Raw genomic sequence first — 21,968 nt, 5'->3', positions numbered from 1 at the left:
GCCGCGCCGATCAAGAGTCCGGCGGCGAACCAGGGTCCGCCGCCGGTGCGTCATGGGGCCCGCTCCGGCGGGCGCCGGTCGTCAGCGGGCGCTGTCGGTCGATCCGGTGGTGCCGGGCTCGGCCGGGCTGCGTGCGGGAGCACGGGCGGCCGGGGTACCGGGCTGGCGGCCCTGAGGATCGCTGAAGTACCGGAAGAAGTCCGACGAGGGGCTGATCACGAGCCGCGTATCGGAGCCCTTCAGGCCGGTCTCGTAGGCCTGCATGGAGCGGTAGAAGCTGAAGAAGTCCGCGTCCTTGCCGTAGGCTTCCGCCAGGATGCGGTTCTTGTCGGCGTCGCCCTGGCCGCGCAGGGTCTCGGCGGTCTGGGTGGCTTCCGAGATCAGCACCGTCACGTCGCGATCGGCCTTGGCCCGGATCGTCACCGCGGCCTGCTCGCCGTTGGCACGGATATCGGCCGCCTCGCGCTGACGCTCCGTCTTCATGCGGTTGTAGACCGCCGTGCTGTTCTGAGCCGGCAAGTCGACGCGGGTCATGCGCAGGTCGACGATCTCGACGCCGAGCTCCTTCGCCTGCCGGTTCACGTCGGCCTGGATCTGATTCATCAGCTCGGCGCGCTGGGTCCGCACGATGGCGTCGCGGGTCGAACGGGCGAGGAGGTTACGCAGGGCCGAGTTGGTGAAGCTCGCCAGCAGGGTGTTGGCGCGAGCCACGTTGTTGGCCGACTGGTAGAAGCGCAGCGGATCGGTGATCCGATAGCGCGCGAAAGCGTCCACCTCGAGGTTCTGGCGGTCTGTGGTCAGCAAGGTCTGAACCGGCAGATCGAGGTCGAGCACCCGCTTGTCGAACAGTACGACATTCTCGAAGAACGGGATCTTGAAGTACAGGCCGGGCTTGTCGGTGCCGGTCTGGTTCAGCACGGCGCGGACGCCGCCGAAGCGAAGCACCAGGGCCTGCTGCATCTGACCGACGGTGAAGACCGAGGCGTAGAGGCCGACGACCACGGCGGCGGCCGCGATCATGAGGCCTGTGCGGAGCGCTTGGTTGTTCATCGAGCGGCTCCACCGGCTGCATTGCGGGCGCCGAATTCGGCCAGCGGCAGCACCGGCAGCACGCCGGCGGCGCTTGCGCCCGCACCCGTGCCGGATCCGTTCTGATCGATGATCACCTTGTTGACCGAGCCCAGGACCCGCTCCATCGTTTCGAGGAAAATGCGCTCGCGGCTGATGACCGGCGCGATTTTGTAGGAATCGTAGACCTGGGTGAAGCGGGCGGCCTGACCGGTCGCCTCGGCGGTGGCCTGCGTCTTGAACGCTTCCGCCGACTGGACGATCTGCTGCGCCCGGCCGCGTGCCTGCGGCACTACGCTACTCTCGTAGGTGCGAGCATCGTTCTTGGCACGCTCCGCATCCTGCTGCGCGGCGTTCACGTCGAAGAAGGACGGGCGCACCTCCGGCGGGGGCTGCACGCTGACGAGCTGCACAAGCTCGATGCGCACGCCGGCCCCGTACTCGTCGAGCGCCTTCTGGGTGATCTCGCGGACCTCCTGGGCAACGCTCGACTGCTCGTTGGTCAGGATCGGCTGGATGTTGCGGCGACCCACGACCTCACGCATCGCGCTCTCGGCGATGGCCTTGATGGTGCCTTCGGGATTCTCGAGGTTGAAGACGAAGTCGGACGCCTTCAGGGGATTGATGCGCCACTGAACCTCGAAGTCGAGGTCGACGATGTTCTCGTCGCCCGTGAGCATCAGGCTTTCCTCGGGCTTGTCGGCGTTGCGGCTCTGAGAGCCGAGACCCGCGCGATAGCCGATCTGGACGCTGTTGACCTGGCCGACATTGGGCTTGGTTACGGCGCCGATGGGCGCGGGGAAGTTGTAATTCAGGCCCTGGCCGGTGGTGCTGGTGTAGCGGCCGAAGATCGTCTCGATGCCGACCTGCTGCGGCGCCACGGTGTAGAAACCGGTGAGGAGCCATCCGGCGACCACGAGGCCGCCCGCGATGAGGATGCCGCGACCGCCGCCCATCGAGCCGCCCGGGATCACGCCACGGAGACGGTCCTGGCTGCGCCGGAGCAGATCCTCCAGATCGGGCGGCGTCTTACCGCCACCGCCACCGCCGCCGCCCCAGGGGCCACCGCCATTGCCGCCGCCGCCTCGGCCCCAGGGCCCTCCCCCGTTGCCGTTACCGCCGCCGCTCTGATTGCTCCAAGGCATGCTCGCCGATCTCTCCTGTTCCCGCAGCGTCTTCGCCGCACACGAAGCCCACCCGCGCCGCCCGGTCCCACCCTCTCAAGAGGGCGGGCCGGATCTCTCCTGCGCGGACAAGAGTTTCGATCCCGTCGCGACCGGACACTCGCACCTGTGTGGGCGCGCGCAATCCTGTCAAGATTGCCACTTGGGCATCGGCAGACTGAAAGACAACCGTACGGGAACCCATTGCGCAATGGGTCGCGCCCGATGGTTTACGGCCTCAGTCCCGCCGCGCGAGGTCGACGAAGCTGAAGGCGCAGGCATCGTGCTCCCCGGACGGATGCGCTTCGCGATGCGTCTCGCGGTAGAGCGCCCGGTCGAAAGGCGGGAACACGGTGTCTCCCTCCGGCGCGAGGTCGACCTCGGTGAGGTGCAGGCGCTCGGCCTGCGGAAGGGCCAATGCGTAGATCTCGCCCCCGCCGGCCACCATGAGTTCCTCGGCGCCCTCGGCGGCGGCGAGCGCCCCCGACCAATCATGCGCCACGGCGACGCCGGACACCGCGAAGGCGGGGTCGCGGGTCAGCACGATGGTGTGCCGGCCCGGCAGAGGCCGCCCGATCGAAGCGAAGGTCTTGCGTCCCATCAGCAGGGGCTTGCCCATCGTCAGGGCCTTGAACCGGCGCAGATCGCTGCGCAAGCGCCAAATCAGATCATTGTCACGGCCGATGATGCCGTTGCGGGCGACCGCCGCGATGATCGTGATGCGAGGGGGCAAAATTTTCTCGATCAAACTTAAACTGCTACAGGCGCGCGGATGGCGGGATGCGCCTCGTATCCCTCGATAGTTATGTCTTCGAACCTGAACCCGTCGATCGAACGGACAGTTGGGTTAAGCCGCAGACGCGGAAGCGATTTTGGCTCACGCGAAAGCTGGAGATGCGCTTGATCGAGATGGTTTAGGTAGAGATGGGCATCACCTAATGAATGGACAAAATCACCGGGCTGGAGGCCGCAAACTTGCGCAATCATAGAAGTTAGCAGGGCATAGCTCGCTATGTTGAATGGTATGCCCAGGAATACATCTGCGGAGCGCTGGTAAAGTTGGCACGAGAGACGTCCATTCAGAACATAGAATTGAAATAAACAATGGCATGGAGCCAGTGCCATTTTATCCAGTTCTGCTGGATTCCAAGCGGTCACAATTAATCGCCGGGAATCTGGATTCCGCTTAATCTCTTCGACAACCCAACCAATCTGATCTATCGTTTCGTCGGTTGTGCCAGGTTTTTTCCAGGATCGCCACTGCTCACCATAGACTGGGCCCAAGTCCCCACAGGGACTTGCCCACTCATCCCAAATGGTAACACCATTTTGGTGAAGTTTTGATATATTTGTACTTCCAGAAATAAACCATAAAAGCTCATGTATTATAGACCGTAAGTGTAATTTTTTGGTTGTTACCAGTGGAAAACCCTCACTCAGATCGAATCGCATTTGATGTCCGAAAATGGACAGCGTTCCCGTCCCGGTCCGGTCATCCTTGCGGACCCCTTGCTCGAGGATCTTTCTGAGCAGAGAGTGATATTCATGCATAATTAAGAATCTCCACAGGCCATTAGACTGCCCGCGTCAAAACTTTCTCTTAAGAGAAACAACGGTGCGGCCGTCTCAATCTGGGATGCCGATTCTGAGACTCCGCTCGCCGAATTTAGAACTTTCGCCGGGAAGCAACAATAGCTCGGCAGAGGTTGGTCTTCTGCGGCAATCACGTCGGGGCGAGCACGTATGCGATCATCGCGAGGTTGCTCCAGGCATGGAGCAGGATTCCGGGCCAGAGCCGTCCGCTGCGCCAGCGCACCCAGCCCAGCACCAGGGCGAGCGGGATCAGCGAGAGCGGCCGGGCGATCCCGGCCGGTGTCAGGTGCGCGGCCGCGAAGAGCAGCCCGGTCGCCGCGATCGCCGCGCCGGGCGACAGGAAGCGGCGCGCCCTGTCGTAGAGGGCGCCACGTACGAGCAACTCCTCCGCGATCGGCGCCAGGATCAGCACGTAGGCGAGCCAGAGTGCCGCCGCCCCCGTGGTGAGCCCCGGTGCCAGGGAGGTGTGCCGCCGGATCGGCATCTGCAGGAGCTCGGCGGTGCCGGTAACCCAGGTGATGTGGATGAGGGGCCAGACCAGCAGGAGGAGCGCGAGGCGGTGCGGCGTCAGCCCGGGCGCAGACGCGGCTCCGGGGGCGGGGCGCGCCAGCGCGAGGGCGCGACGCCAGTCCGGCCCCGCGCGCCAGCGAACCGCCGCGACCACCAGGATCGCCAGCAGGGCCTGTCGGATCACATCGATGGCGAGTTCCCGCATGGCGAGCTGGCGCGGTTGCAGGCGCGGCCGGGCCGTCGTCCAGCTTCCCAAGCCGTCGAGCCAGTCGGCGCCGACGCGAACGATGACGAGGGCAAGGAGGGTCGCGAGCGCCAGGGCGAGGAAGCCCCAGAAGGCGAGACCCGCCAGACCGGCCGTCAGCCGAAGGGCCGATTGCAGCCTCGCGCTTCGTGGTGATCGCACGGGTCGAGGCGCGTCGTGCGAAGGCGCCACCTCGGCAGGCGCCGCCGCACCATCATCGGGCTTCAAATGAGCGCCCTCTCCCTATATGGTCGCGCCGTTGGCCGGCGTCCCTGGTAAAGGTCCGTGCCCCGGGCGCGTTCCCGTGCCGTGGCCCCGCCCCGAGACCAGGACGGTATCCGGGCGCGGCGCTTCGAACCACGGGCTTTTGGACGCAAGGCCCCGAGGCTCGACAGGCTCGGCGTTTTGACGGAAGCTCCGGACGTGCCATCGGGTGGCGGGCCAGCGATTCCGGCTTGAATCCGGGACGATGGGCGCGCAAGGCAAGTCCTGCGGGCTCGGGGCCCGCGCACGGCATAGTTTCTGGGAGCGCCGGGTCACGGCCGCCTCCAGTCGATTTTCATCCGACCCGGGGCGCCATCACGGCGCGCGACGGCGGGCAGGGACCGGGCATAAGCGACCGCAGATGGCAGACGATCTGATCCGCTACGATCTCCTGGTGCAGGATGCCCTGCGCGGCGTGGTGCGCAAGGTGCTGACCGACGCGGCCCGGGAGGGCCTGGCGGGGGAGCATCACTTCTACGTCTCGTTCCGCACGGAGGCGCCGGGCGTGCGCATGTCGCAGCGCCTGCGCGAAAAGTACCCGCAGGACATGACAATCGTCCTCCAGCATCAGTTCTGGGATCTCGGCGTCACCGAGCACACCTTCGAGGTCGGGCTCTCTTTCTCGGGCGTGCCGGAGCGTCTGCTGGTGCCGTTCGACGCGCTGACCGGGTTCTTCGATCCCTCGGTCCAGTTCGGTCTGAAATTCGACCTCAGCGAGAGCACGGAAGACGTCTCCGCCGAGGATGTCGAGGCGGATGGCGCGTCGGCCGGGAAGACCGCGCCGCGGGGTGCCGCGTCCGAGCCGACCGAGATGAAGCCGAAGGGGACGGGTCTGGCGACCATCGGAACGCCATCGGTGCCGAAACTGATTCCCGGCACGGCCGCGACGGCCTCGGCCACCAAGTCTGATGCGAAGTCGGAGGCGAAGGCCGGGGACGGCACCGATCCCAAGGTGCCGCCGGCGAAGAAGTCGGAGGACGGCCAGGAGAGCGGCGCCGAAGTCGTCAGCCTGGACGCGTTCCGCAAGAAGAGCTGAGGCGGCACGACCGGACCGCTTCCACGCCGCGCATCGCTCGTCAGTCAGCGAGGCCCTTGGCCTCGCCGCGCGGCCTCACCGTCATGTGAAGCCCGTGCTCGGGCCGCAGCGTCACCCGATGCAGCGGCATCACCGGCGCGTGGTCCTCGGCCAAGCTGAAGCGGGCCGCGCGTGTGATATGCGCGAGGACCACCACCGCCTCCTGGAGCGAAAAACTCTGGCCGATGCAGACGCGCGGCCCGGCCCCGAACGGCAGGTAGGCGAAGCGCGGGATATCGGCCCTGGCCTCGGGCAGGAAGCGCTCGGGCATGAAGGCCTCGGGCTCCTGCCAGAGGGTCTTGTGGCGGTGCAGCACGTAGGGTGCCACCATCACAAGCGAACCCTTCGGAATCTTGATGCGGCCGATCCGGTCGTCCGCGATGGCCTGTCGGCTCATGAAGGGCACCGGCGGGAAGAGCCGCATGGTCTCCTCCATCACGGCCTTCGTGAAGGGCAGCGCGTCGGCGTCGAAATCCACGCCCGGCGGGACGGCATCGACCTCCGCCTCCACTCGGGCGCGGGCCGCCGGGTCCTGCGACAAGCAGTAGAGCGCCCAGGTGAGCGCGTTGGCGGTGGTCTCGTGTCCGGCGGCGATGAAGGTGACGATGTTGGCCTTTACCTCGAGATCGGTGAGGCCCTGCCCCGTTTCGGGGTCCTGTGCCTTCAACAGCAGCGTGAGAAGGTCGCTCGGGGCGGCGTCGCGTTCGATCAGGGCGCGTCGGCGCGCGATGAGTTCGTCCACCACCTCGGCGAAGAATCGGATCGCCGGCCGCGCCCGCAGCCGACCGATGCGCGGGATGAAGCCGGGCAGGCCGAATACGTCGAGGGGGTCGATCGGCCCGACCGATTCGAGGAAGCGGGTGATGGCGCGCCCCAGCGCATCGGGATCGCTGGCGAGCCCCTGCGTGAAGATCGTCCGTTCCAGCACGTCGAGGGTGACGCGGGTCATCTCCAGGGCGACGTCGATGCTGGCCCCCTCGCGGCGTGCCAGCCGGCGCGCCATACGGGCGCCGGCGGCGTTCATGGCCACGTTGAAGCCGAGCACGTGCCGCGCCGAGAAGATCGGCGCGAGCGTCCGGCGCTGCAGCTTCCACTCCTCGCCCTCGGCGGTGAGCAGGCCGTTTCCGAGTCCCGGGGCGAGGACGCGCCGCTGCAGGTCGTCCTTGCGGTAGTTGGCGGCGTTCTCGACGTAGAGGTAGCGGATCAGGGCCGGATCGCTCACCACGGTGACTCGGCCAAGGGCCCCCTCGGCGGCCACGACCGGCTTCTCGAAATGCACGTCAAGCCAGGTCGTGAGCGGATTGGCGCGCGCCGCTCTCAGGAACCCGAACAGCCCCGGCTGCTCACGCAGGGGCTTCGGGACCACCGGCCGGAAGCGCACGGGCGCGACGGGTTCAACGAGGGCGGCACGCGACATCGAGGACAACTCCGGGCCCGATGAGGGCTGATAAGGCATGACATTTCAGCGCCGGGCACACGGCCCGCTGAGGATGCGCCATCGCGGTTTGAATGCGTGCGGTTTAAGTAGGGTCCGCTTTAGCCAGACGAAGAGGCCACGATGTCGCCCACCGAGACGCCCGCCACCCGCACCGAGTCCGACACCTTCGGCCCGATCGAGGTTCCGGCGCATCGCTACTGGGGCGCGCAGACGCAGCGCTCGATCCAGAACTTCAAGATCGGCACGGAGCGGATGCCGGCGCCCCTCGTCCACGCCCTCGGCATGGTCAAGCAGGCCGCCGCCCTGGTGAACCAGGACCTCGGCGCCCTCGACCCGAAGGTGGCTCAGGCCGTCGCGGCCTCGGCGGCCGAGGTGGTCTCCGGCGAGCACGACCAGGAATTTCCCCTGGTGGTCTGGCAGACCGGCTCCGGCACCCAGTCGAACATGAATGCGAACGAGGTGATCGCCAGCCTCGCCAACGAATTGCTGGGTGGTAAGCGCGGCGGCAAGTCGCCGGTCCACCCCAACGACCACGTCAATCGCGGTCAGTCCTCGAACGACGTGTTCCCAACCGCGATGCACATCGCGGTCTCGCGCGAGATCAACGATCGGCTGCTGCCGGCCCTGAAGCACCTGCACGACGCGCTCCATGCCAAGTCCGAGTCCTTCGCCTCCATCGTCAAGATCGGTCGCACCCATCTGCAGGACGCGACCCCGGTCTCGCTCGGCCAGGAATTTTCCGGCTACGTCGCGCAGGTGGCGCTCGGCACCGAGCGCGTGAAGGCGACGCTGCCGGGCGTGCTGGCGCTCGCCCAGGGCGGCACGGCGGTGGGCACCGGCCTCAACGCGCATCCCGAGTTCGCGGAAAAGTTCGCCGCCAAGGTCGCGGAGCTGACCGGCCTGCCCTTCACCTCGGCTGCCAACAAGTTCGAGGCGCTGGCGACCCACGATGCCCTGGTGTTCACGCAAGGCGCGCTGACCGCCCTGGCCTCGGGCCTGTTCAAGATCGCTCAGGACATCCGATTCCTCGGCTCGGGCCCGCGCTCGGGCCTCGGCGAACTCTCGCTGCCGGAGAACGAGCCCGGCTCGTCGATCATGCCCGGCAAGGTCAACCCGACCCAGTGCGAGGCCCTCACGATGGTCTGCGCCCAGGTGATCGGAAACGGCACCACCGTGAGCTTCGCCGGCAGCCAGGGCAATTTCGAGCTGAACGTGTTCAAGCCTGTCATCGCCAACGCGGTGCTGCAGTCGATCCGCATCCTCGCCGACGCGGCGGTGAGCTTCACCGACAACTGCGTCGTCGGCATCAAGGCCAACGAGGACAAGATCGCCGATCTGATGAGCCGCTCGCTCATGCTGGTGACCGCCCTCGCCCCCTCGATCGGCTACGACAAGGCCGCCGAGATCGCCAAGACCGCGCACAAGAACGGCACCACCCTCAAGGAGGAGGCCCTGCGCCTCGGCTACGTCACGGCCGAGGAGTTCGAGCGCGTGGTGCGTCCGGAGACGATGCTGGCGCCCAGCGCCGAATAAGGGAGCCGACCGGCATGGCGGAGATCATCAACCTGCGCCAGGCCCGCAAGGACCGGGCGCGGGTGGAGAAGGAGGCGAAGGCGGCGGACAACCGGATCGCCTTCGGCCGCCCGAAGAAGGCCAAGACTCTGGCCGAGGCAAAGAAGGCGATCGAGGTCTCGCGCCACGAGGGCCACAAGCTGATGGGGCCGGATTCGGAGGGGTGATGGGGGACGCGACGCGTGACCCTCCCCCGCAGAGGGGGGAGGGTTGGGATCGGCGATGACCACCGGCGTCACCAAGCGCTCCGTAATGATCGCCGGCCACCGGACCAGCGTGTCCCTGGAGGACCCGTTCTGGGAGGCCCTGCGGGCGATCGCTGCGGCGCGCGGCCAGTCCGTCCAGGCCCTGATCGGCGCCATTGATGCCGGGCGGGAAGGCCAGAACCTCTCATCCGCCATCCGGGTGTTCGTACTGGCGAGCGTGCGGGCGCAGGCCTGACGGCCACGCGGTCGTCGGGCGGCGGATGTCCAGCAGGCTGTAGGAGGCCGGCGCGCCGAAGGTCCGGCGGAACGCGTTGGCGAAATGCGCCTGGTCGGCGAACGCCGCTTCGTGCGCGGCCCGTGTGAAGTTGGCGCCCTGCACGACGGCCTCGATGGCGCGCCGCATGCGCAGCCAGCCCCGATAGCGCCGGAACGGGACGCCCATGGCCGCGCTGAACAGGTGCTGCATCCGGGAGGAGGACAGGGACGCCGCCGTGGCGAGCCGTCCCGCGCTCAGTTGGGCGTCCGGCCGGGCGCGCAGTTCGACGAGTATCCTCGCGATCCGGGGATCGACCGGCAGATCGGTCCGCCGGCCTGCGAAATCGGAGAGGTCGGCGATGGCTGCGCCGGCCCAGTCGCAGGCGTCGCGCCGCTCGAACAGCGCCCGCAAGGCGCCGACCTCCCCGCTCCGGCCCACGAGGGCGCTGCCGACCGGATCGGCCGGGCCCATCAGCCCGGCGAGGGCGCGTGCTCCGGCATCGGGCTCACGGTAGAGGACGCCGAGGGGATCGCCGCCGCAGCTGAGTTCGTGCGGCATCCCGGCCGGGACGAAGGCCGTGCGGCAGGTGATCCAGTCCCCCGGCTGGAAGCGGATGCGGAAGGTGCCGTAGAGCCCCGCGAGGTAAACCGGGGCGCCGTGCTGATGGCTCGCGTTGTAGGCGAGCGGGCCGGCGAAGAGCGTGTGTCCCCCCTCCACATGCCAAATCGGGCCGGGTGACGCGCCGGCCGGCGCAGCACGTTCGTTCAAGCCGGGCCCCTCCCGCCGCGATAGACCCGTTGGCAACCGGTCCCGCGAGCATCTTGACGGAACCGGGCTCCTCGGGAAACACCCAGCGATGACCGAACTCACCCGCCGTCATCTCGCCGCAACCCTGGCCGCCGGCCTCGTCCTGCCGAGGTCCGCGCTCGCAGCCATGCCAACGCCGCCGCTGGCCGCCGGGCTGCACCAGATCTCCCTCGGCGCCTTCACCGTCACCACGTTTCGCGACGCCGACGTCGCCATCGACGGGCCCTGGCCGATCGTGGGCGAGGACCGCCCGAAAGCCGAGGTCGAGGCCCTGATGCGGGAGAACGGGCGTCCGCCGGACCGCTTCAAGCCCGGCTTCACGCCGATCCTCGTCCGGACCGGCCGCCAGACCGTCCTGTTCGACAGCGGCAACGGTGAGGTCGGGTTCGTGCCGCGTCCGGCCGGTGGACAATTGGCGCGCCTCGTGCGGCAGGCGGGCCTGTCGCCGGACGCGATCGACCTCGTGGTGCTGACCCACTGCCACACAGACCATATCGGTGGGCTTCTAGAGGACGGACGGCCGCTCTTCCCCAGAGCTGGGTACGTGCTGGGGGAACGGGAATTCGCCTTCTGGCGGAGCGACGACCGTCTCGCGGGCGCGCCGGACGACAACGAATTCAAGTCGGCCCGCGTCTTCCGCAGCCACCTGCTTCCACTGGCGGAGCGTATCCGCTTCATGGAGCCCGGGCAGAACGTGGTCCCGGGCATCGATGCGGTGGCGGCCTTCGGCCACACGCCGGGCCACCTCGCCTTCCACGTGGAGAGCGAAGGCCAGCGCATGCTGGTCTGGGGCGACTGCGCCCATCACGAGGTCGCCTCCCTGGCACGGCCCGACTGGCACGCCCTGTTCGACATGGACAAGGCGGCCGGCGCCGCGACTCGCCGGACGATCTACGACATGGCCGCCACCGATCGCATCCTCGTCGCCGGCTACCACACCGCCTTTCCGTCCCTCGGCCATGTCGTCCGCGACGGCGCCGGGTACCGCTGGATTCCGATGGCGGACCCCATCCAGCGCTAAAGCGACGGCCTATTCCGCCGCCAGCAGCGTCCGCTCGGGCAGTCCCTCCAGAGCCACCGGCTTCGGGCCGCCGGTCGCCCAGTCGAGCAATTCCGCGGTGTGGACGATCGGGATCGCCGTGCCCTTACCGATCTGGGTGGCGCAGCCGATATTGCCGGTGGCGATGACGTCGGGGCGCATCCGCTCGATATTGGCGACCTTGCGGTCGCGCAGGCGGTTGGCGATCTCGGGCTGGAGGATGTTGTAGGTGCCGGCCGAGCCACAGCAGATGTGGCCCTCGGGCACGTCCTTCACGATGAAGCCCGCCGACTTCAGGAGGTTCTTCGGCTCGGTGCGAATGCCCTGGCCGTGCTGCATCGAGCAGGCCGAGTGGTAGGCGACCACGAGGTCGGTCTCGACGATCGGCGGCATCAGACCGATGGTGGCCACGTACTCGGTGACGTCCTTGGCAATGGCGGAGACGCGCTTGGCCTTCTCCGCATAGGCCGGGTCTTCGCGGAACATGAAGCCGTAATCCTTGATCGTCGTGCCGCAGCCCGAGGCGGTGACGAGGATTGCATCGAGGCCGGCGCCATCCATCTCGGCGATCCAGGCGTCGATGGTCCGCTGCGCTTGGGCGTGCGACGCGTCCGCCTTGCCCATGTGATGGGTGAGCGCACCGCAGCACCCCTCCCCCTTCGCCTGGACCACCTCGACCCCGTGCCGGGTCAGCAGACGGATCGCCGCCTCGTTGAAGTCGGGGCGCAGGACGCTCTGGGCGCAGCCGCGCAACAGCGCGACCCGGCCGGTCCGGGCGGGCGCGGTTTCGCCGTGCAAGGCCGCGCTCGCTTCCAGGGCGCGCGTCTCGGGCGGGAAGGTGCCAGGCCGGTCGGTCGGGTTGCGGTTCGGCAGGTGGGTCGGGGCGAGGTCGAGCATGGCCGCAAGGCGGTTGCCGACCCGCGGCAGCCGCGCCACCAGGGGCCGGAACGGGGCGCCGAGCTTCGCCCCAAGGAGGGCGAGGCGGAAGCGGTTCGGGTAGGGCAGCACGAAGGCCAGCACGCTGCGGAGCAACCGGTCGCTCAAGGGACGCCGATAGGTTTCCTCGATATGCGCCCGGGCATGGTCGACGAGGTGCATGTAATGCACCCCTGACGGACAGGTCGTCATGCAGGACAGGCACGAGAGGCAGCGGTCGACATGCTTGACCACTTCCGGCACCGCCGGCTTTCCACCTTCGAGCATGTCCTTAATCAGATAGATCCGCCCGCGCGGGGAGTCGAGTTCATCGCCGAGGAGCAGATAGGTCGGACAGGTCGCGGTGCAGAAGCCGCAATGGACACAGGTCCGCAGAATCTTCTCGGACGCCGCCATGGCCGGATCGGCGAGCTGCGTCAGGCTGAAATTGGTCTGCACGGCGTGTCCTCGGGTCCACCCTCGCGCCGTCCATCGGGTCCGGCTCGCGGCGGGCCCGTGGCGGCATCGTCGTTCTTGAACCGTCAGTCTAGAGCGTCTTGCAGCCGTTGCCGAGCCTTGGAATCGCTCCGAACAGCGCCGTCGGCGCGGCCTTGTCCCGCAGCGCCCGGCCGGGTCCCGTCTCAGATGCCGGCATACATCCGGCCGGGATTGAACAGGCCCTTCGGATCATGCGCCGCCTTGATGCCGGTGGTGATCCGCATCAGCGGCTCGGAGAGCGGTTCGAACACCGGCACGGCGGCGCGGACGGCATCAGGCGCGCGCACCAGCGTGGCGTGGCCACCCTCCGCCCGCACAGCCGTCCGAATGATCTCCGCGCCGGCATCGCCGGACGCATCCGTCGCGAGCCAGATCAGGCCGCCGCCCCAGTCATAGAACCAACGGGCGTCGCGCCGGGCGCCGATCGCGGCGGTCACGGCGGGGCCGCGGGTCGGCGCGGTCGAGATGCGCCAGATCGCGGAATCGCGGGGCTCGGCGAAGGCGACCGCATCGCGGATGCGCGCCCAGAGCACAGTCCCGGCCTCGCCCTCGACGATCTCGGGCTGGCCGAAGCGCTTGAGCAGGCGGCGCAGTTCCTCAAGGCGGTAGTCGATCGACTCCGAGAAGCCCTCGATCCGCATCAGCGTGCGCGGGCCGGCCCCCTCGATCCCGCCGGGCAGGTGAGCGGCACCGGTGAGTTCGAAGGGCGAACCCAGGGCCGCGCTCAGGGCCGCGATGGCGCGGGCATCGTCCAGGTCCGCGAACACCAGGGTGGCGACCCGCTCCTGGACGGGCAGCACCTTGAACGTCACCTCGGTGAGGAGGCCGAGGGTGCCCCAGGAGCCGGCCATCAGCTTCACGAGGTCGAGGCCCGTGACGTTCTTCATCACGCGGCCCCCCGACTTGATCGCCTCGCCGCGTCCGTTGACGAAGCGTACGCCGATCAGGCTGTCGCGCGCGGCACCCGCGTTGATGCGGCGCGGCCCGGAATTGTTGGCCGCCGCCACAGCACCGAAGGTCGGCTCGCCGGTGGTGCCCATCAGGGGGCGGTGGTCCATGGGCTCGAAGGGCAGCATCTGCCCGCGTGCGGCCAGCATCGCCTGGACCTCGGCGAGCGGCGTCCCGGCCCGGGCGGCGACGACCATCTCGGCGGGCTCGTAGAGGGTGATGCCGGTGAGGCTCGCGCCGGAGAGCGTGGCTTCATCCTGGGCCGGCCGGCCGATACCGCTCTTGGTCCCGCCGCCGACGAGGCGAAGCCGCTCGGATGTGGCGGCTGCCGCGCGGACGATCTCGGCCGCCGCACCCTCGTCGTGAGGCTCGTACGAATGCATGGTTTCCTGCCCGATCCGGGATGCTCTGCGGCATCCGCGACCCTGTCCCTGAGGGCGCCACCTTAGAACAGGATCAGGGCGATGACATCTGCCGATGCAGGCCTAATCGGCGCCCGCCGGCTTCGCCGCACCGGAGACGCCGCGCCCGAAGCGCGCCTCGGCATGGGCGCGCAGGCCGGCGATGTCGAAGATCCAGACCAGGGCGGCGTAGATAAGCATCCCGAGGGGGATGCTTAAGGCAAGGCACCGGGCCGGCTCGATGTGGCGCAGGGGCTGGAGGCAGAGCGCCATCGCCAGGGATGCGATTCCGGCCGCCAGGATGTCCCACCACGGCAGGGCCAGCCGGTCCCGGCCGGTGAGCGCGCGCAGGGCAAGGAGCAGCGTCGCGGCGGCGAGGCCCAGCGTCTGCGCGATCGCGACTCCCTCGGAACCGAGGTGCTGCGGCAGGACCCAGAGCCCGGCGGCGTTGACGAGGAGCCCGACGAGGGCGGCGGCGATGACCGGCCGGGTGCGCCGCCGGATCTGGAAGATCGGGTTCAGGGCGAAGTTCATCATCGCGAGGCAGAAGAAGCCGGGGACCATCAGGCCCGCATAGGCCGCGAAGGGACCCCGGAAGGCCTCCGGTACCACCAGGGCCTGGAGCGCCGGAAGGACGACCCAGAACCCGACCGCGCAGGGCAGCAGAAGTGCCACCACCACGCCGGTGTTCCGGGCGACCTGACGCTCGGCGGCCTCTCGGCCCTCGTGCTCCTCGACCCGCACGGCGAGCTGGAACAGCAGCAGATCGAGGGCGGTGCCGAGGGTGCCGATGCTGCGGGTGGTGACGTCGGCGGCCAGCGCGAAATACCCGGCCTCCGCAAGCCCGCCATGCGCCGCGATGCTGCCCCGGTTGATGAAGGGGAGGAGCTGGTAGATCGCGTTCGCAGCGATCAGCGGCAGGCCATAGGCAACGAAGAGCCGCCAGGTCTCGCGCAGGCGCACCCGCTGGCGGGGCGCGACGGGGTCGCGCAAGGGGCGGTGCAGGAACGCGATCGCGAGGGCTTGGCTGATCCCGGCGGCGGCAAGCACCCAGACCGGCTGCGGAAAGAACCAGGCCGCACCCGCCATCATGACGAAGGAGAGGACGTTCTTCACGGCGACCAGCCGGAAGTAGAGGCCGCCGTCGAAGCGGGCGCGGGCGAGCGCCGCATGATAATCGAAGATGCCGATGCCGATGGCCGCGAGAGCAGCACCGGCCGCAATCGCGAGATGCCCTTCGGGCCCCGGCTCCACGACGATGCCGAGGGCGGCCGAGAGGAATGCCGCCCCGAGCAGGCCCAGCGTCAGCACCGCGTAGGCCCGGTCGAGCCCCTGCCGGATCCAAGGCTCATCGTGGCGGACCCGGGTGGAGTAGAACCGGGTCGCCGAGAGGCGCAGCCATTCGAACAGAACGGTGTTGGCCACGATGGCGCCGGCCGTCGCCAGGGCGAACAGGCCGAAATCGGCCGGTCCCAGCAACTGGGCGATGAGCAGGCCGAGGACGAAGTTTAGTCCGGCATTGAGGACGAAGGCAGCGATCACGGCCATGGCGCGGACGAATCATCCTCGGGCGCCGGCTTGGGGATGCCGCCGCGATGCGCGGGTCTAGCGCGGGCGAGCAAACATTCCGTCAACCGGTCACAACCAGCCCCGAATCCGAAAGAAAACGATCGGAATGATGGCGCTGATCAGGATCAGCGCGAGGCCGTAGGGGTACCCGTAGGCCCATTCGAGCTCGGGTATGTGCTTGAAGTTCATGCCGTACATCGAGGCGATCAGAGTCGGGGGAATGCCGACGACGGAGGCCACGGTGAGCACCCGGAACGTGTTGTTCTGCTCGATGCTGATCAGGCCCAGCGTCGCGTCGAGGAGGAACTGCACGTTCTCCGAAAGCCGGATCTCGAACTCGTCGAGGGAGGCGATGTCACGGCGCACCGCCTCGAAACGCGGCACCTGTTCCTCGCCCAGCATCTGCTCGCACTCGTTGGCGACGAAGGGCACGATCCGCTCGAGGCCGAGGAGGCTGGAGCGGATCTTGCCCAGCGCCTTGCCGCGCCGCCCGATGCCGCGCAGGATCCGGCGCAGCGCCAGGTCGCGGCGGCGCGGCGTCTGATTGGGCGGGCGGACGTCGCCCGCTGCGGTGCTGCGCACGTCGAAATCGAAGATCCGCGTCGAGAGGGAGTCCAGATCGGCGCCCATCTCCTCCAGGGCATCCGCGAGGCTGTCGACCAGTTCCTCCATGAGCAGGAGGAAGATCTCGGTGCTGGTGGTGCCGGGTCCGTCCCCCTCGTCGATCCGCTTCCGCACCTCCGCGAAGGCGCGCAGGTCGTGGAAGCGCACGGTGACGAGGCGATCCTTCGTCAGCACGAAGCCCAAGGGTTTGAGCTGCGAATCGAGCTTGTCGAAGGTGATCATCGGTGTGGACAGCGAGAAGCCGTGCTTCAGGCGCCGCAGCCGGCTCGAGTTCTCGACCTCGCTCAGGGCCTTTCGCGAGGGAACGCGGATCCCGGTGGCGGCCTCGACCCGTTGCGCCTCCTCGGCGCTCGGATCTTCGAGATCGATCCAGACCACGTGGGGCGGATAGGCGGTCCCGGGCGCGTCGGCGCCTGTCGAAGAAGCCTCTGTCTCGACCGCGCCCTGCGGACCGTGGAGCTTGATCATCCGCGAAGGACTTTCCGTCGGGCTGGAAAAAACGAGAACGAACCCGTCGTCGAACCGTCGCCAGACCCTGCGACAGTCTTGACTCGACGGCCCCATACGCCTAATTCGGCGCCAGCGTTAGCACTCACCCAAAGAGAGTGCTAACGGCTCGGGTTGAGCGCGCTGCCGCGCCGCATCAACGCCATCCACGAATTTGAAGCAAGAGGGCAGCTCATGAAGTTCCGTCCGCTGCACGACCGTGTCGTCGTCCGCCGCATCGAAGGCGAAGAGAAGACGAAGGGTGGCATCATCATCCCGGATACCGCCAAGGAGAAGCCGCAAGAGGGCGAGATCGTCGCCGTCGGCCCCGGCGCCCGTGACGAGGCCGGCCGCGTGAACCCGCTCGACGTCAAGGCCGGTGACCGCGTCCTGTTCGGCAAGTGGTCCGGCACCGAGGTGAAGATCGATGGTCAGGACCTCCTGATCATGAAGGAATCCGACATCATGGGCGTCGTCGCTTAAACAGCGGCCTGCCCTCTTCCTTCGTCCCCCATCCAAGCCCTTTGAGCGCGCTCTCCCCTTGAGCGCCTCGGGGCTTCCCACAGCATGAGGAATTAAACATGGCAGCGAAAGAAGTACGCTTCGGCTCCGATGCCCGCGAGAAGATGCTGCGCGGCGTCGACATCCTGGCGGACGCCGTCAAGGTGACGCTCGGCCCCAAGGGCCGCAACGTCGTCATCGAGAAGAGCTTCGGCGCCCCCCGCATCACCAAGGACGGCGTCACCGTCGCCAAGGAGATCGAGCTCGCCGACAAGTTCGAGAACATGGGCGCCCAGATGGTGCGCGAAGTGGCCTCGAAGACCAACGACATCGCGGGCGACGGCACCACCACCGCCACCGTCCTGGCCCAGGCCATCGTCCGTGAAGGCGCCAAGTACGTCGCCGCCGGCATGAACCCGATGGACCTGAAGCGCGGCATCGACCTCGCCACCACCGCCGCCGTGAAGGACATCACGAGCCGCGCCAAGAAGGTCGCCTCGTCCGAGGAAGTTGCCCAGGTCGGCACCATCTCGGCCAACGGCGACAAGGAAATCGGCGAGATGATCGCCCACGCCATGCAGAAGGTCGGCAACGAGGGTGTCATCACCGTCGAGGAGGCCAAGACGGCCGAGACCGAGCTCGACGTCGTCGAGGGCATGCAGTTCGACCGCGGCTACCTCTCCCCGTACTTCATCACGAACGCGGAGAAGATGGTCGCCGAGCTCGAGGACCCCTACATCCTCATCCACGAGAAAAAGCTCTCGTCGCTCCAGGCGATGCTGCCGGTTCTCGAGGCCGTGGTGCAGACCGGCAAGCCGCTCGTCATCATCGCCGAGGACATCGAGGGTGAGGCGCTCGCCACGCTCGTCGTGAACAAGCTGCGCGGCGGCCTCAAGGTCGCGGCCGTCAAGGCTCCGGGCTTCGGCGATCGCCGCAAGGCCATGCTCGAGGACATCGCGATCCTGACCCAGGGTCAGATGATCGCCGAAGACCTCGGCATCAAGCTCGAGAACGTCACCCTCCCGATGCTCGGCCGCGCCAAGCGCATCCGCATCGAGAAGGAGACCACCACGATCATCGACGGTCTCGGCGAGAAGGCGGACATCGAAGCTCGCGTGGGCCAGATCAAGGCGCAGATCGAGGAGACCACCTCGGACTACGACCGTGAGAAGCTGCAGGAGCGCCTGGCCAAGCTCGCCGGCGGCGTCGCGGTCATCCGCGTCGGCGGCGCGACCGAGGTCGAGGTCAAGGAGAAGAAGGACCGCGTCGACGACGCGCTCAACGCCACCCGCGCTGCGGTGGAAGAGGGCATCGTCCCCGGCGGCGGCACCGCTCTGCTCCGCGCCCGTGAGGCCGTCCGCGCCCTCACCAGCGACAACCCGGACGTCCAGGCCGGCATCAAGATCGTGCTGAAGGCCCTTGAGGCCCCGATCCGCCAGATCGCCGCCAACTCCGGCGTCGAGGGCTCGATCGTGGTCGGCAAGATCACCGACAACACCTCTTCGATCACCTACGGCTTCAACGCCCAGACCGAAGAGTATGTCGACATGATCCAGGCCGGCATCGTCGACCCGGCCAAGGTCGTGCGCACCGCCCTGCAGGACGCCTCCTCGATCGCCGGCCTCCTCGTCACCACCGAAGCCATGATCGCCGATGCTCCGAAGAAGGACAGCGCCGGCGGCGGCATGCCGGGCGGCGGCGGCATGGGCGGCGGCATGGGCGGCATGGACTTCTAAGAAGTCCGGCTCTTGCCCCACTGACTTCCTGGACGATGTCCGGACCCGCGCAAGCGGGCCCGGACGGCGGGAGAGTCAGGCGGCTGCCATCCTCGACACGACGAAAAAGGGGTCGCCGGAAGGCGGCCCCTTTTTCATGCTCCATGCGGCCGCGATGCCCGAGCGGGCCCGGTGGCTCTCGCGAAAACCCGTTGCGATGGCCACGCCCAAGCGGGAACCGTCCGCGACCGGGCGTCGTGTGAGGTCCGCCTAAGCCTTGCCCTTGGCCTTGGATTTGTCCTTGCGGGGAGGCGGATCGTGGTCCTGTCCGTCCCAGCGCGCGGTGAAGGCGGGGCTTCCGATGGCCCGGACCACCGGGGCGGCGGCCGGAGCCGACGGGCGGGGCGTCCGGACCGTCTTTCCACCGGCGCACGGTTCGGCGCCGCCCGCCAGAACCACGATCTGGCGGCGCAGCCAATGGGGCGGGGCGGTCATGCCGTCGGGATGGCGTGGATCGAATCGGGCCACGAGGGTCCGCGCCTCGGCCTCGGTGAGGTCGTCGGCCACGAGGGTGAAGACCTCGTGGCCGAGGCATTCGTACATCCGGCGCAGACCGGACAGGGTGAGGGTCTTCGCCTTGAGCTGCCGGATCACGAGGGCGCGGGCCGCTCTGGCGGCTTCCCCCACGATGTCGGGAAATGCGTCCGGCGCCGCCATGATCGCCTTGAGGAGGGCAAGGCCATCCACGTCAAGCGGCACGGAAGATATCCTTCACTTCACCGATCAGCGGGCTGAGAATAGTGGAGACGTGCGCCCCGTACTTGGCCGAGAAGGTCGGCGATACGGCGCGCGGCATCAGAGCTTGCGCCAGGGAGGCGGCCTGCGGGATCCGCGTCGCGAGCAGGCGGAACCCGGCATTGTCCGCTGCTGCCTCGGTCTCCAGCCGGGCGAGGATCGTCTGGTGCTGACGAATCTGCCGCTGGAAGCGCGTCACCAGGACGTAGGGCGGACGCGGAGGGGCGGACACGTCCTTGTCCCGCGCCTGCTCCCAGATGATCTGGATGAAGGCGTCCAGGCCATAGGTCGAGAGATAGTCGGGAATCGAGGTGACGAGCACGAGGTCGGCGCCACGGATGGCGACCTCGGTCATCGGCGAAAGTCCGGGCGCGCAATCGAACAGAACGTAGTCGTAGGCCCGCGCCAGGGGCCGGAACTCCTCCGCGAAGATCCTGCGCAGCTTGGCGTCGATCTCCCGCATCGACAGGTTCCGGGCGGTCAGCGAGTAGAGGATCTCCCGTTCGACCAAGCGCAGATGCGGCCCTGCCGGCAGCAGGACGAGGGCGAGGGGCTCGCCCCGATGCATCGTCATGCTCACGCCTGCACGGATGCGGGGCTGAAGCAGAGGTTTTTCGCGGGCGATGAGCTTGAGGGCGAGGTAGGCTTCGAGAGTTCGCCCGTGCGCGATCAGCTCGGCCAGAAGGACCTCGCCCGCGAGACAGACCGACACGCTCGCCTGCGGATCGAGATCGACAACGAGTACGCGGGCACCGTCGGCGGCCAGGGCCTCCGCCAGCATGAGGACCGTCGTGGTCTTGCCAACGCCGCCCTTCATGTTGGCGACCGCAATCAGCTTGCCGGTCATGCCCACGCCCCCTCCCGCGCTCGTCTCCCAAGAACCCGGCCTGCTCTTGCTATGTCAGGCGCTTTATCGGATTTCGGAGAGACGACGTAGGCTAGTTCGTTGCGTGAGTCTTGCCTGAACAGTCCAGGCGGTCGAAAAACCCTGTGGTTATCGAAGTCCGGTCATGTCGCCGGATCGTGGCGATCGCCTCGCGGGGACGCGCGGGACTCAGCGCCCGAAGATGCCCTTCAAGAACTGGGCGGTGCGATTGCGCTTCTTCTTGCGCTCCAGTTCGTTGGCGTCCTTGACCCAGGCGACCTGCACCACCCGGCGCTCGCCCTCGAACGGCTCGTGGCCGTGCCAGGAATTGTCGGCCCTCAGGAAGGCGAACATCGTGCCCATGGTGGGCGGCACCTCGACGGCGAAAGGCTCGTAGTTCTTGCCGTCGTAGAGCACCCGCAGGCGCCCGGCCGCCGGCGCGTCCCAGGCATCGTTCATGTAGATCAGCATCGTCATCACCTTGGACGGGCCATCGGTGTGGATCGAGCCGTATTTCGGCTGGCTCTTCTTCATGATGGTGGTCAGGCGCGGGCAGGAGACGAGATCGATCCCGAACTTCTCGCCCATGATGCGTGAGAACTCGTCGCTCTCCAACTCGTCGATCAGCGCCTTGAAGCGGCCCTTCAGCGCCACCTCGTCGACGGTGAGGTACCCGGGCTTGGCGATGGCGGGAAAGTCCTGGCGGATCTCGTCGACGGCCTCGGGCTTGAGAACGTCGTTGCCGAGAAAGAAGCTGTAGGGCTCGCGCGACACGGGGGCGGCGCGCACGGCATCAAGGTTGAGGATCGACAGTCCCGTCATGGCTCGACGTTCGTCCGTTCGGGCGGACCGGGCCCGCAGCCTGGGGTCGCGCCGGGTGGAGCGCCCCGAGGGACGCAATCCCGGTGGATAGACCGCGCGATTGCGGCGAGCGGACGGCAACCCCTTTCCGCGCCACACGGAAACTGCCATGCTTAAGCGTATTGAAACGCTAAGGGCAGCGCCGAGCATCGTGACGAGACGCCTCGCACTCGCCCTCTGCGCCGTCCTGGCGACGCCGGCCGATGCTCAGAGCCCCCTGACCTCGCTCCAGCGGATGACCTGTGCCGACGCCATGGCCCTGGTGAAGGCGAAGGGGTCGATCCTGTTCGGCCCCGGTGGCGGCCCGGCCGAGCGCCTCGTGCGGGACCGCGGCCAGTGCAACCTCACCGAGATCGCTGACTTGCGCTTCGTGCCGACCCGCGACAACCCTGAATGCCCGATCGGCTATCGCTGCCGCGAGCCCGAATTCGGCGACTGGGACTGGTAGCGCGCCCTCGCGGATCGGCCGCAGCCGGGCGCCACGTTCTCGCCACGACCCGCCTGCAATGCCGGTTCGACGCGTGCCCTTCGGCACGCCGACAGAACGATCAAGAC

At 68.0% G+C, this 21,968-nt stretch carries 22 protein-coding genes; 8 read left to right on the top strand and 14 right to left on the bottom strand.

The features are described from left to right. Positions 1–81 precede the first annotated feature (81 nt). The 5 genes from hflC to MFF30_RS04305 form a co-directional block, all read right to left on the bottom strand. Positions 82–1,050, bottom strand: a complete 969-nt coding sequence (hflC, locus tag MFF30_RS04325) for a protease modulator HflC (protein ID WP_238277001.1) — start codon at positions 1,048–1,050, stop codon at positions 82–84. Beyond that, positions 1,047–2,213, bottom strand: a complete 1,167-nt coding sequence (gene hflK / locus MFF30_RS04320) for an FtsH protease activity modulator HflK (RefSeq protein WP_238276998.1) — start codon at positions 2,211–2,213, stop codon at positions 1,047–1,049. Before hflK ends, hflC begins: the two co-directional genes overlap by 4 nt. A 256-nt stretch (positions 2,214–2,469) precedes the next feature. Further along, positions 2,470–2,967, bottom strand: a complete 498-nt coding sequence (locus MFF30_RS04315) for a dihydrofolate reductase (protein ID WP_238277131.1) — start codon at positions 2,965–2,967, stop codon at positions 2,470–2,472. A gap of 14 nt (positions 2,968–2,981) precedes the next feature. Continuing rightward, complete coding sequence (locus tag MFF30_RS04310) at positions 2,982–3,782, bottom strand: thymidylate synthase (RefSeq protein WP_238276997.1); 801 nt, start codon at positions 3,780–3,782, stop codon at positions 2,982–2,984. 172 nt (positions 3,783–3,954) lie between these two features. Continuing rightward, entirely contained in the window at positions 3,955–4,740 is a 786-nt protein-coding gene (locus tag MFF30_RS04305; protein WP_238276995.1) for a CPBP family intramembrane glutamic endopeptidase, read from the bottom strand. A gap of 463 nt (positions 4,741–5,203) precedes the next feature. Here MFF30_RS04305 and MFF30_RS04300 point away from each other — a divergent pair, with 463 nt between their 5' ends. Beyond that, positions 5,204–5,878, top strand: a complete 675-nt coding sequence (locus tag MFF30_RS04300; RefSeq protein WP_238276993.1) for an SspB family protein — start codon at positions 5,204–5,206, stop codon at positions 5,876–5,878. A gap of 40 nt (positions 5,879–5,918) precedes the next feature. On the opposite strand, the gene MFF30_RS04295 is transcribed toward MFF30_RS04300, so the two are convergent. Further along, positions 5,919–7,334 carry a cytochrome P450 gene (locus MFF30_RS04295; RefSeq protein ID WP_238276985.1) on the bottom strand — a complete coding sequence of 472 codons (1,416 nt, stop codon included), beginning with the start codon at positions 7,332–7,334 and terminating at the stop codon, positions 5,919–5,921. Positions 7,335–7,475: 141 nt separating this feature from the next. Here MFF30_RS04295 and fumC point away from each other — a divergent pair, with 141 nt between their 5' ends. Genes fumC through MFF30_RS04280 form a run of 3 tightly spaced genes read left to right on the top strand, consistent with a single transcriptional unit; the run spans position 7,476 to position 9,368 of the window. Continuing rightward, positions 7,476–8,888 carry a class II fumarate hydratase gene (fumC, locus tag MFF30_RS04290; protein WP_238276983.1) on the top strand — a complete coding sequence of 471 codons (1,413 nt, stop codon included), beginning with the start codon at positions 7,476–7,478 and terminating at the stop codon, positions 8,886–8,888. A 14-nt stretch (positions 8,889–8,902) separates the two neighbouring features. Further along, positions 8,903–9,094, top strand: coding sequence for a DUF4169 family protein (locus tag MFF30_RS04285; protein ID WP_238276981.1), 192 nt, complete (start codon positions 8,903–8,905; stop codon positions 9,092–9,094). 55 nt (positions 9,095–9,149) lie between these two features. Further along, a complete protein-coding gene (locus tag MFF30_RS04280) occupies positions 9,150–9,368 on the top strand; it encodes a ribbon-helix-helix domain-containing protein (protein ID WP_238276979.1) in 219 nt (72 codons plus the stop codon). Here MFF30_RS04280 and MFF30_RS04275 read toward each other — a convergent pair. Further along, complete coding sequence (locus MFF30_RS04275) at positions 9,318–10,157, bottom strand: helix-turn-helix domain-containing protein (RefSeq protein WP_238276977.1); 840 nt, start codon at positions 10,155–10,157, stop codon at positions 9,318–9,320. The genes MFF30_RS04280 and MFF30_RS04275 overlap by 51 nt on opposite strands. Before the next feature lie 88 nt (positions 10,158–10,245). Here MFF30_RS04275 and MFF30_RS04270 point away from each other — a divergent pair, with 88 nt between their 5' ends. Continuing rightward, entirely contained in the window at positions 10,246–11,217 is a 972-nt protein-coding gene (locus MFF30_RS04270) for an MBL fold metallo-hydrolase (protein ID WP_238276975.1), read from the top strand. A 9-nt stretch (positions 11,218–11,226) separates the two neighbouring features. On the opposite strand, the gene MFF30_RS04265 is transcribed toward MFF30_RS04270, so the two are convergent. The 4 genes from MFF30_RS04265 to MFF30_RS04250 form a co-directional block, all read right to left on the bottom strand. Then, entirely contained in the window at positions 11,227–12,609 is a 1,383-nt protein-coding gene (locus MFF30_RS04265) for a heterodisulfide reductase-related iron-sulfur binding cluster (protein ID WP_238276973.1), read from the bottom strand. A gap of 182 nt (positions 12,610–12,791) precedes the next feature. Beyond that, positions 12,792–13,979, bottom strand: a complete 1,188-nt coding sequence (glcE, locus tag MFF30_RS04260) for a glycolate oxidase subunit GlcE (RefSeq protein ID WP_238276971.1) — start codon at positions 13,977–13,979, stop codon at positions 12,792–12,794. 102 nt (positions 13,980–14,081) lie between these two features. Beyond that, entirely contained in the window at positions 14,082–15,545 is a 1,464-nt protein-coding gene (locus tag MFF30_RS04255; RefSeq protein ID WP_238276969.1) for a polysaccharide biosynthesis C-terminal domain-containing protein, read from the bottom strand. A gap of 90 nt (positions 15,546–15,635) precedes the next feature. Further along, on the bottom strand, positions 15,636–16,658 hold the full coding sequence (locus MFF30_RS04250) for a magnesium transporter CorA family protein (RefSeq protein ID WP_238276967.1): 1,023 nt from the start codon (positions 16,656–16,658) through the stop codon (positions 15,636–15,638). A 213-nt stretch (positions 16,659–16,871) separates the two neighbouring features. On the opposite strand from MFF30_RS04250, the gene groES reads away from it, so the two are divergent. Then, positions 16,872–17,159 carry a co-chaperone GroES gene (gene groES, locus MFF30_RS04245; protein ID WP_018042554.1) on the top strand — a complete coding sequence of 96 codons (288 nt, stop codon included), beginning with the start codon at positions 16,872–16,874 and terminating at the stop codon, positions 17,157–17,159. 98 nt (positions 17,160–17,257) lie between these two features. Next, positions 17,258–18,913 (top strand): chaperonin GroEL, encoded by a 1,656-nt coding sequence (gene groL / locus MFF30_RS04240; protein ID WP_238276965.1) that lies wholly within the window; start codon positions 17,258–17,260, stop codon positions 18,911–18,913. Between the two features lie 249 nt (positions 18,914–19,162). Here groL and MFF30_RS04235 read toward each other — a convergent pair whose 3' ends face one another. The 3 genes from MFF30_RS04235 to MFF30_RS04225 all read right to left on the bottom strand — a co-directional run bounded on the left by MFF30_RS04235 (position 19,163) and on the right by MFF30_RS04225 (position 21,374). Beyond that, on the bottom strand, positions 19,163–19,651 hold the full coding sequence (locus MFF30_RS04235; RefSeq protein WP_238276963.1) for a hypothetical protein: 489 nt from the start codon (positions 19,649–19,651) through the stop codon (positions 19,163–19,165). Further along, positions 19,641–20,534, bottom strand: coding sequence for a ParA family protein (locus MFF30_RS04230; protein WP_238276961.1), 894 nt, complete (start codon positions 20,532–20,534; stop codon positions 19,641–19,643). The genes MFF30_RS04235 and MFF30_RS04230 overlap by 11 nt, the downstream gene beginning before the upstream one ends. Before the next feature lie 207 nt (positions 20,535–20,741). Continuing rightward, positions 20,742–21,374 carry a 2OG-Fe(II) oxygenase gene (locus tag MFF30_RS04225; protein WP_238276960.1) on the bottom strand — a complete coding sequence of 211 codons (633 nt, stop codon included), beginning with the start codon at positions 21,372–21,374 and terminating at the stop codon, positions 20,742–20,744. 190 nt (positions 21,375–21,564) lie between these two features. Here MFF30_RS04225 and MFF30_RS04220 point away from each other — a divergent pair, with 190 nt between their 5' ends. Then, positions 21,565–21,861, top strand: coding sequence for a hypothetical protein (locus MFF30_RS04220; RefSeq protein ID WP_373320838.1), 297 nt, complete (start codon positions 21,565–21,567; stop codon positions 21,859–21,861). Positions 21,862–21,968: the final 107 nt, after the last annotated feature.

The sequence above is a fragment of the Methylobacterium goesingense genome (genome assembly GCF_022179225.1).
GTDB classification, from domain to species: Bacteria; Pseudomonadota; Alphaproteobacteria; order Rhizobiales; family Beijerinckiaceae; genus Methylobacterium; species Methylobacterium goesingense.
This window is presented reverse-complemented; position numbering and strand designations above follow the sequence as displayed.

Excerpts from the sequence above, each read along its gene's own strand:
- hflC (WP_238277001.1), bottom strand. The coding sequence starts at position 1,050 with ATGAACAACCAAGCGCTCCGCACAGGCCTCATGATCGCGGCCGCCGCC.
- hflK (WP_238276998.1), bottom strand. The coding sequence starts at position 2,213 with ATGCCTTGGAGCAATCAGAGCGGCGGCGGTAACGGCAACGGGGGAGGG.
- MFF30_RS04310 (WP_238276997.1), bottom strand. The coding sequence starts at position 3,782 with ATGCATGAATATCACTCTCTGCTCAGAAAGATCCTCGAGCAAGGGGTC.
- MFF30_RS04300 (WP_238276993.1), top strand. The coding sequence starts at position 5,204 with ATGGCAGACGATCTGATCCGCTACGATCTCCTGGTGCAGGATGCCCTG.
- MFF30_RS04295 (WP_238276985.1), bottom strand. The coding sequence starts at position 7,334 with ATGTCGCGTGCCGCCCTCGTTGAACCCGTCGCGCCCGTGCGCTTCCGG.
- fumC (WP_238276983.1), top strand. The coding sequence starts at position 7,476 with ATGTCGCCCACCGAGACGCCCGCCACCCGCACCGAGTCCGACACCTTC.
- MFF30_RS04285 (WP_238276981.1), top strand. The coding sequence starts at position 8,903 with ATGGCGGAGATCATCAACCTGCGCCAGGCCCGCAAGGACCGGGCGCGG.
- MFF30_RS04280 (WP_238276979.1), top strand. The coding sequence starts at position 9,150 with ATGACCACCGGCGTCACCAAGCGCTCCGTAATGATCGCCGGCCACCGG.
- MFF30_RS04270 (WP_238276975.1), top strand. The coding sequence starts at position 10,246 with ATGACCGAACTCACCCGCCGTCATCTCGCCGCAACCCTGGCCGCCGGC.
- glcE (WP_238276971.1), bottom strand. The coding sequence starts at position 13,979 with ATGCATTCGTACGAGCCTCACGACGAGGGTGCGGCGGCCGAGATCGTC.
- MFF30_RS04255 (WP_238276969.1), bottom strand. The coding sequence starts at position 15,545 with ATGGCCGTGATCGCTGCCTTCGTCCTCAATGCCGGACTAAACTTCGTC.
- MFF30_RS04250 (WP_238276967.1), bottom strand. The coding sequence starts at position 16,658 with ATGATCAAGCTCCACGGTCCGCAGGGCGCGGTCGAGACAGAGGCTTCT.
- groES (WP_018042554.1), top strand. The coding sequence starts at position 16,872 with ATGAAGTTCCGTCCGCTGCACGACCGTGTCGTCGTCCGCCGCATCGAA.
- groL (WP_238276965.1), top strand. The coding sequence starts at position 17,258 with ATGGCAGCGAAAGAAGTACGCTTCGGCTCCGATGCCCGCGAGAAGATG.
- MFF30_RS04230 (WP_238276961.1), bottom strand. The coding sequence starts at position 20,534 with ATGACCGGCAAGCTGATTGCGGTCGCCAACATGAAGGGCGGCGTTGGC.
- MFF30_RS04225 (WP_238276960.1), bottom strand. The coding sequence starts at position 21,374 with ATGACGGGACTGTCGATCCTCAACCTTGATGCCGTGCGCGCCGCCCCC.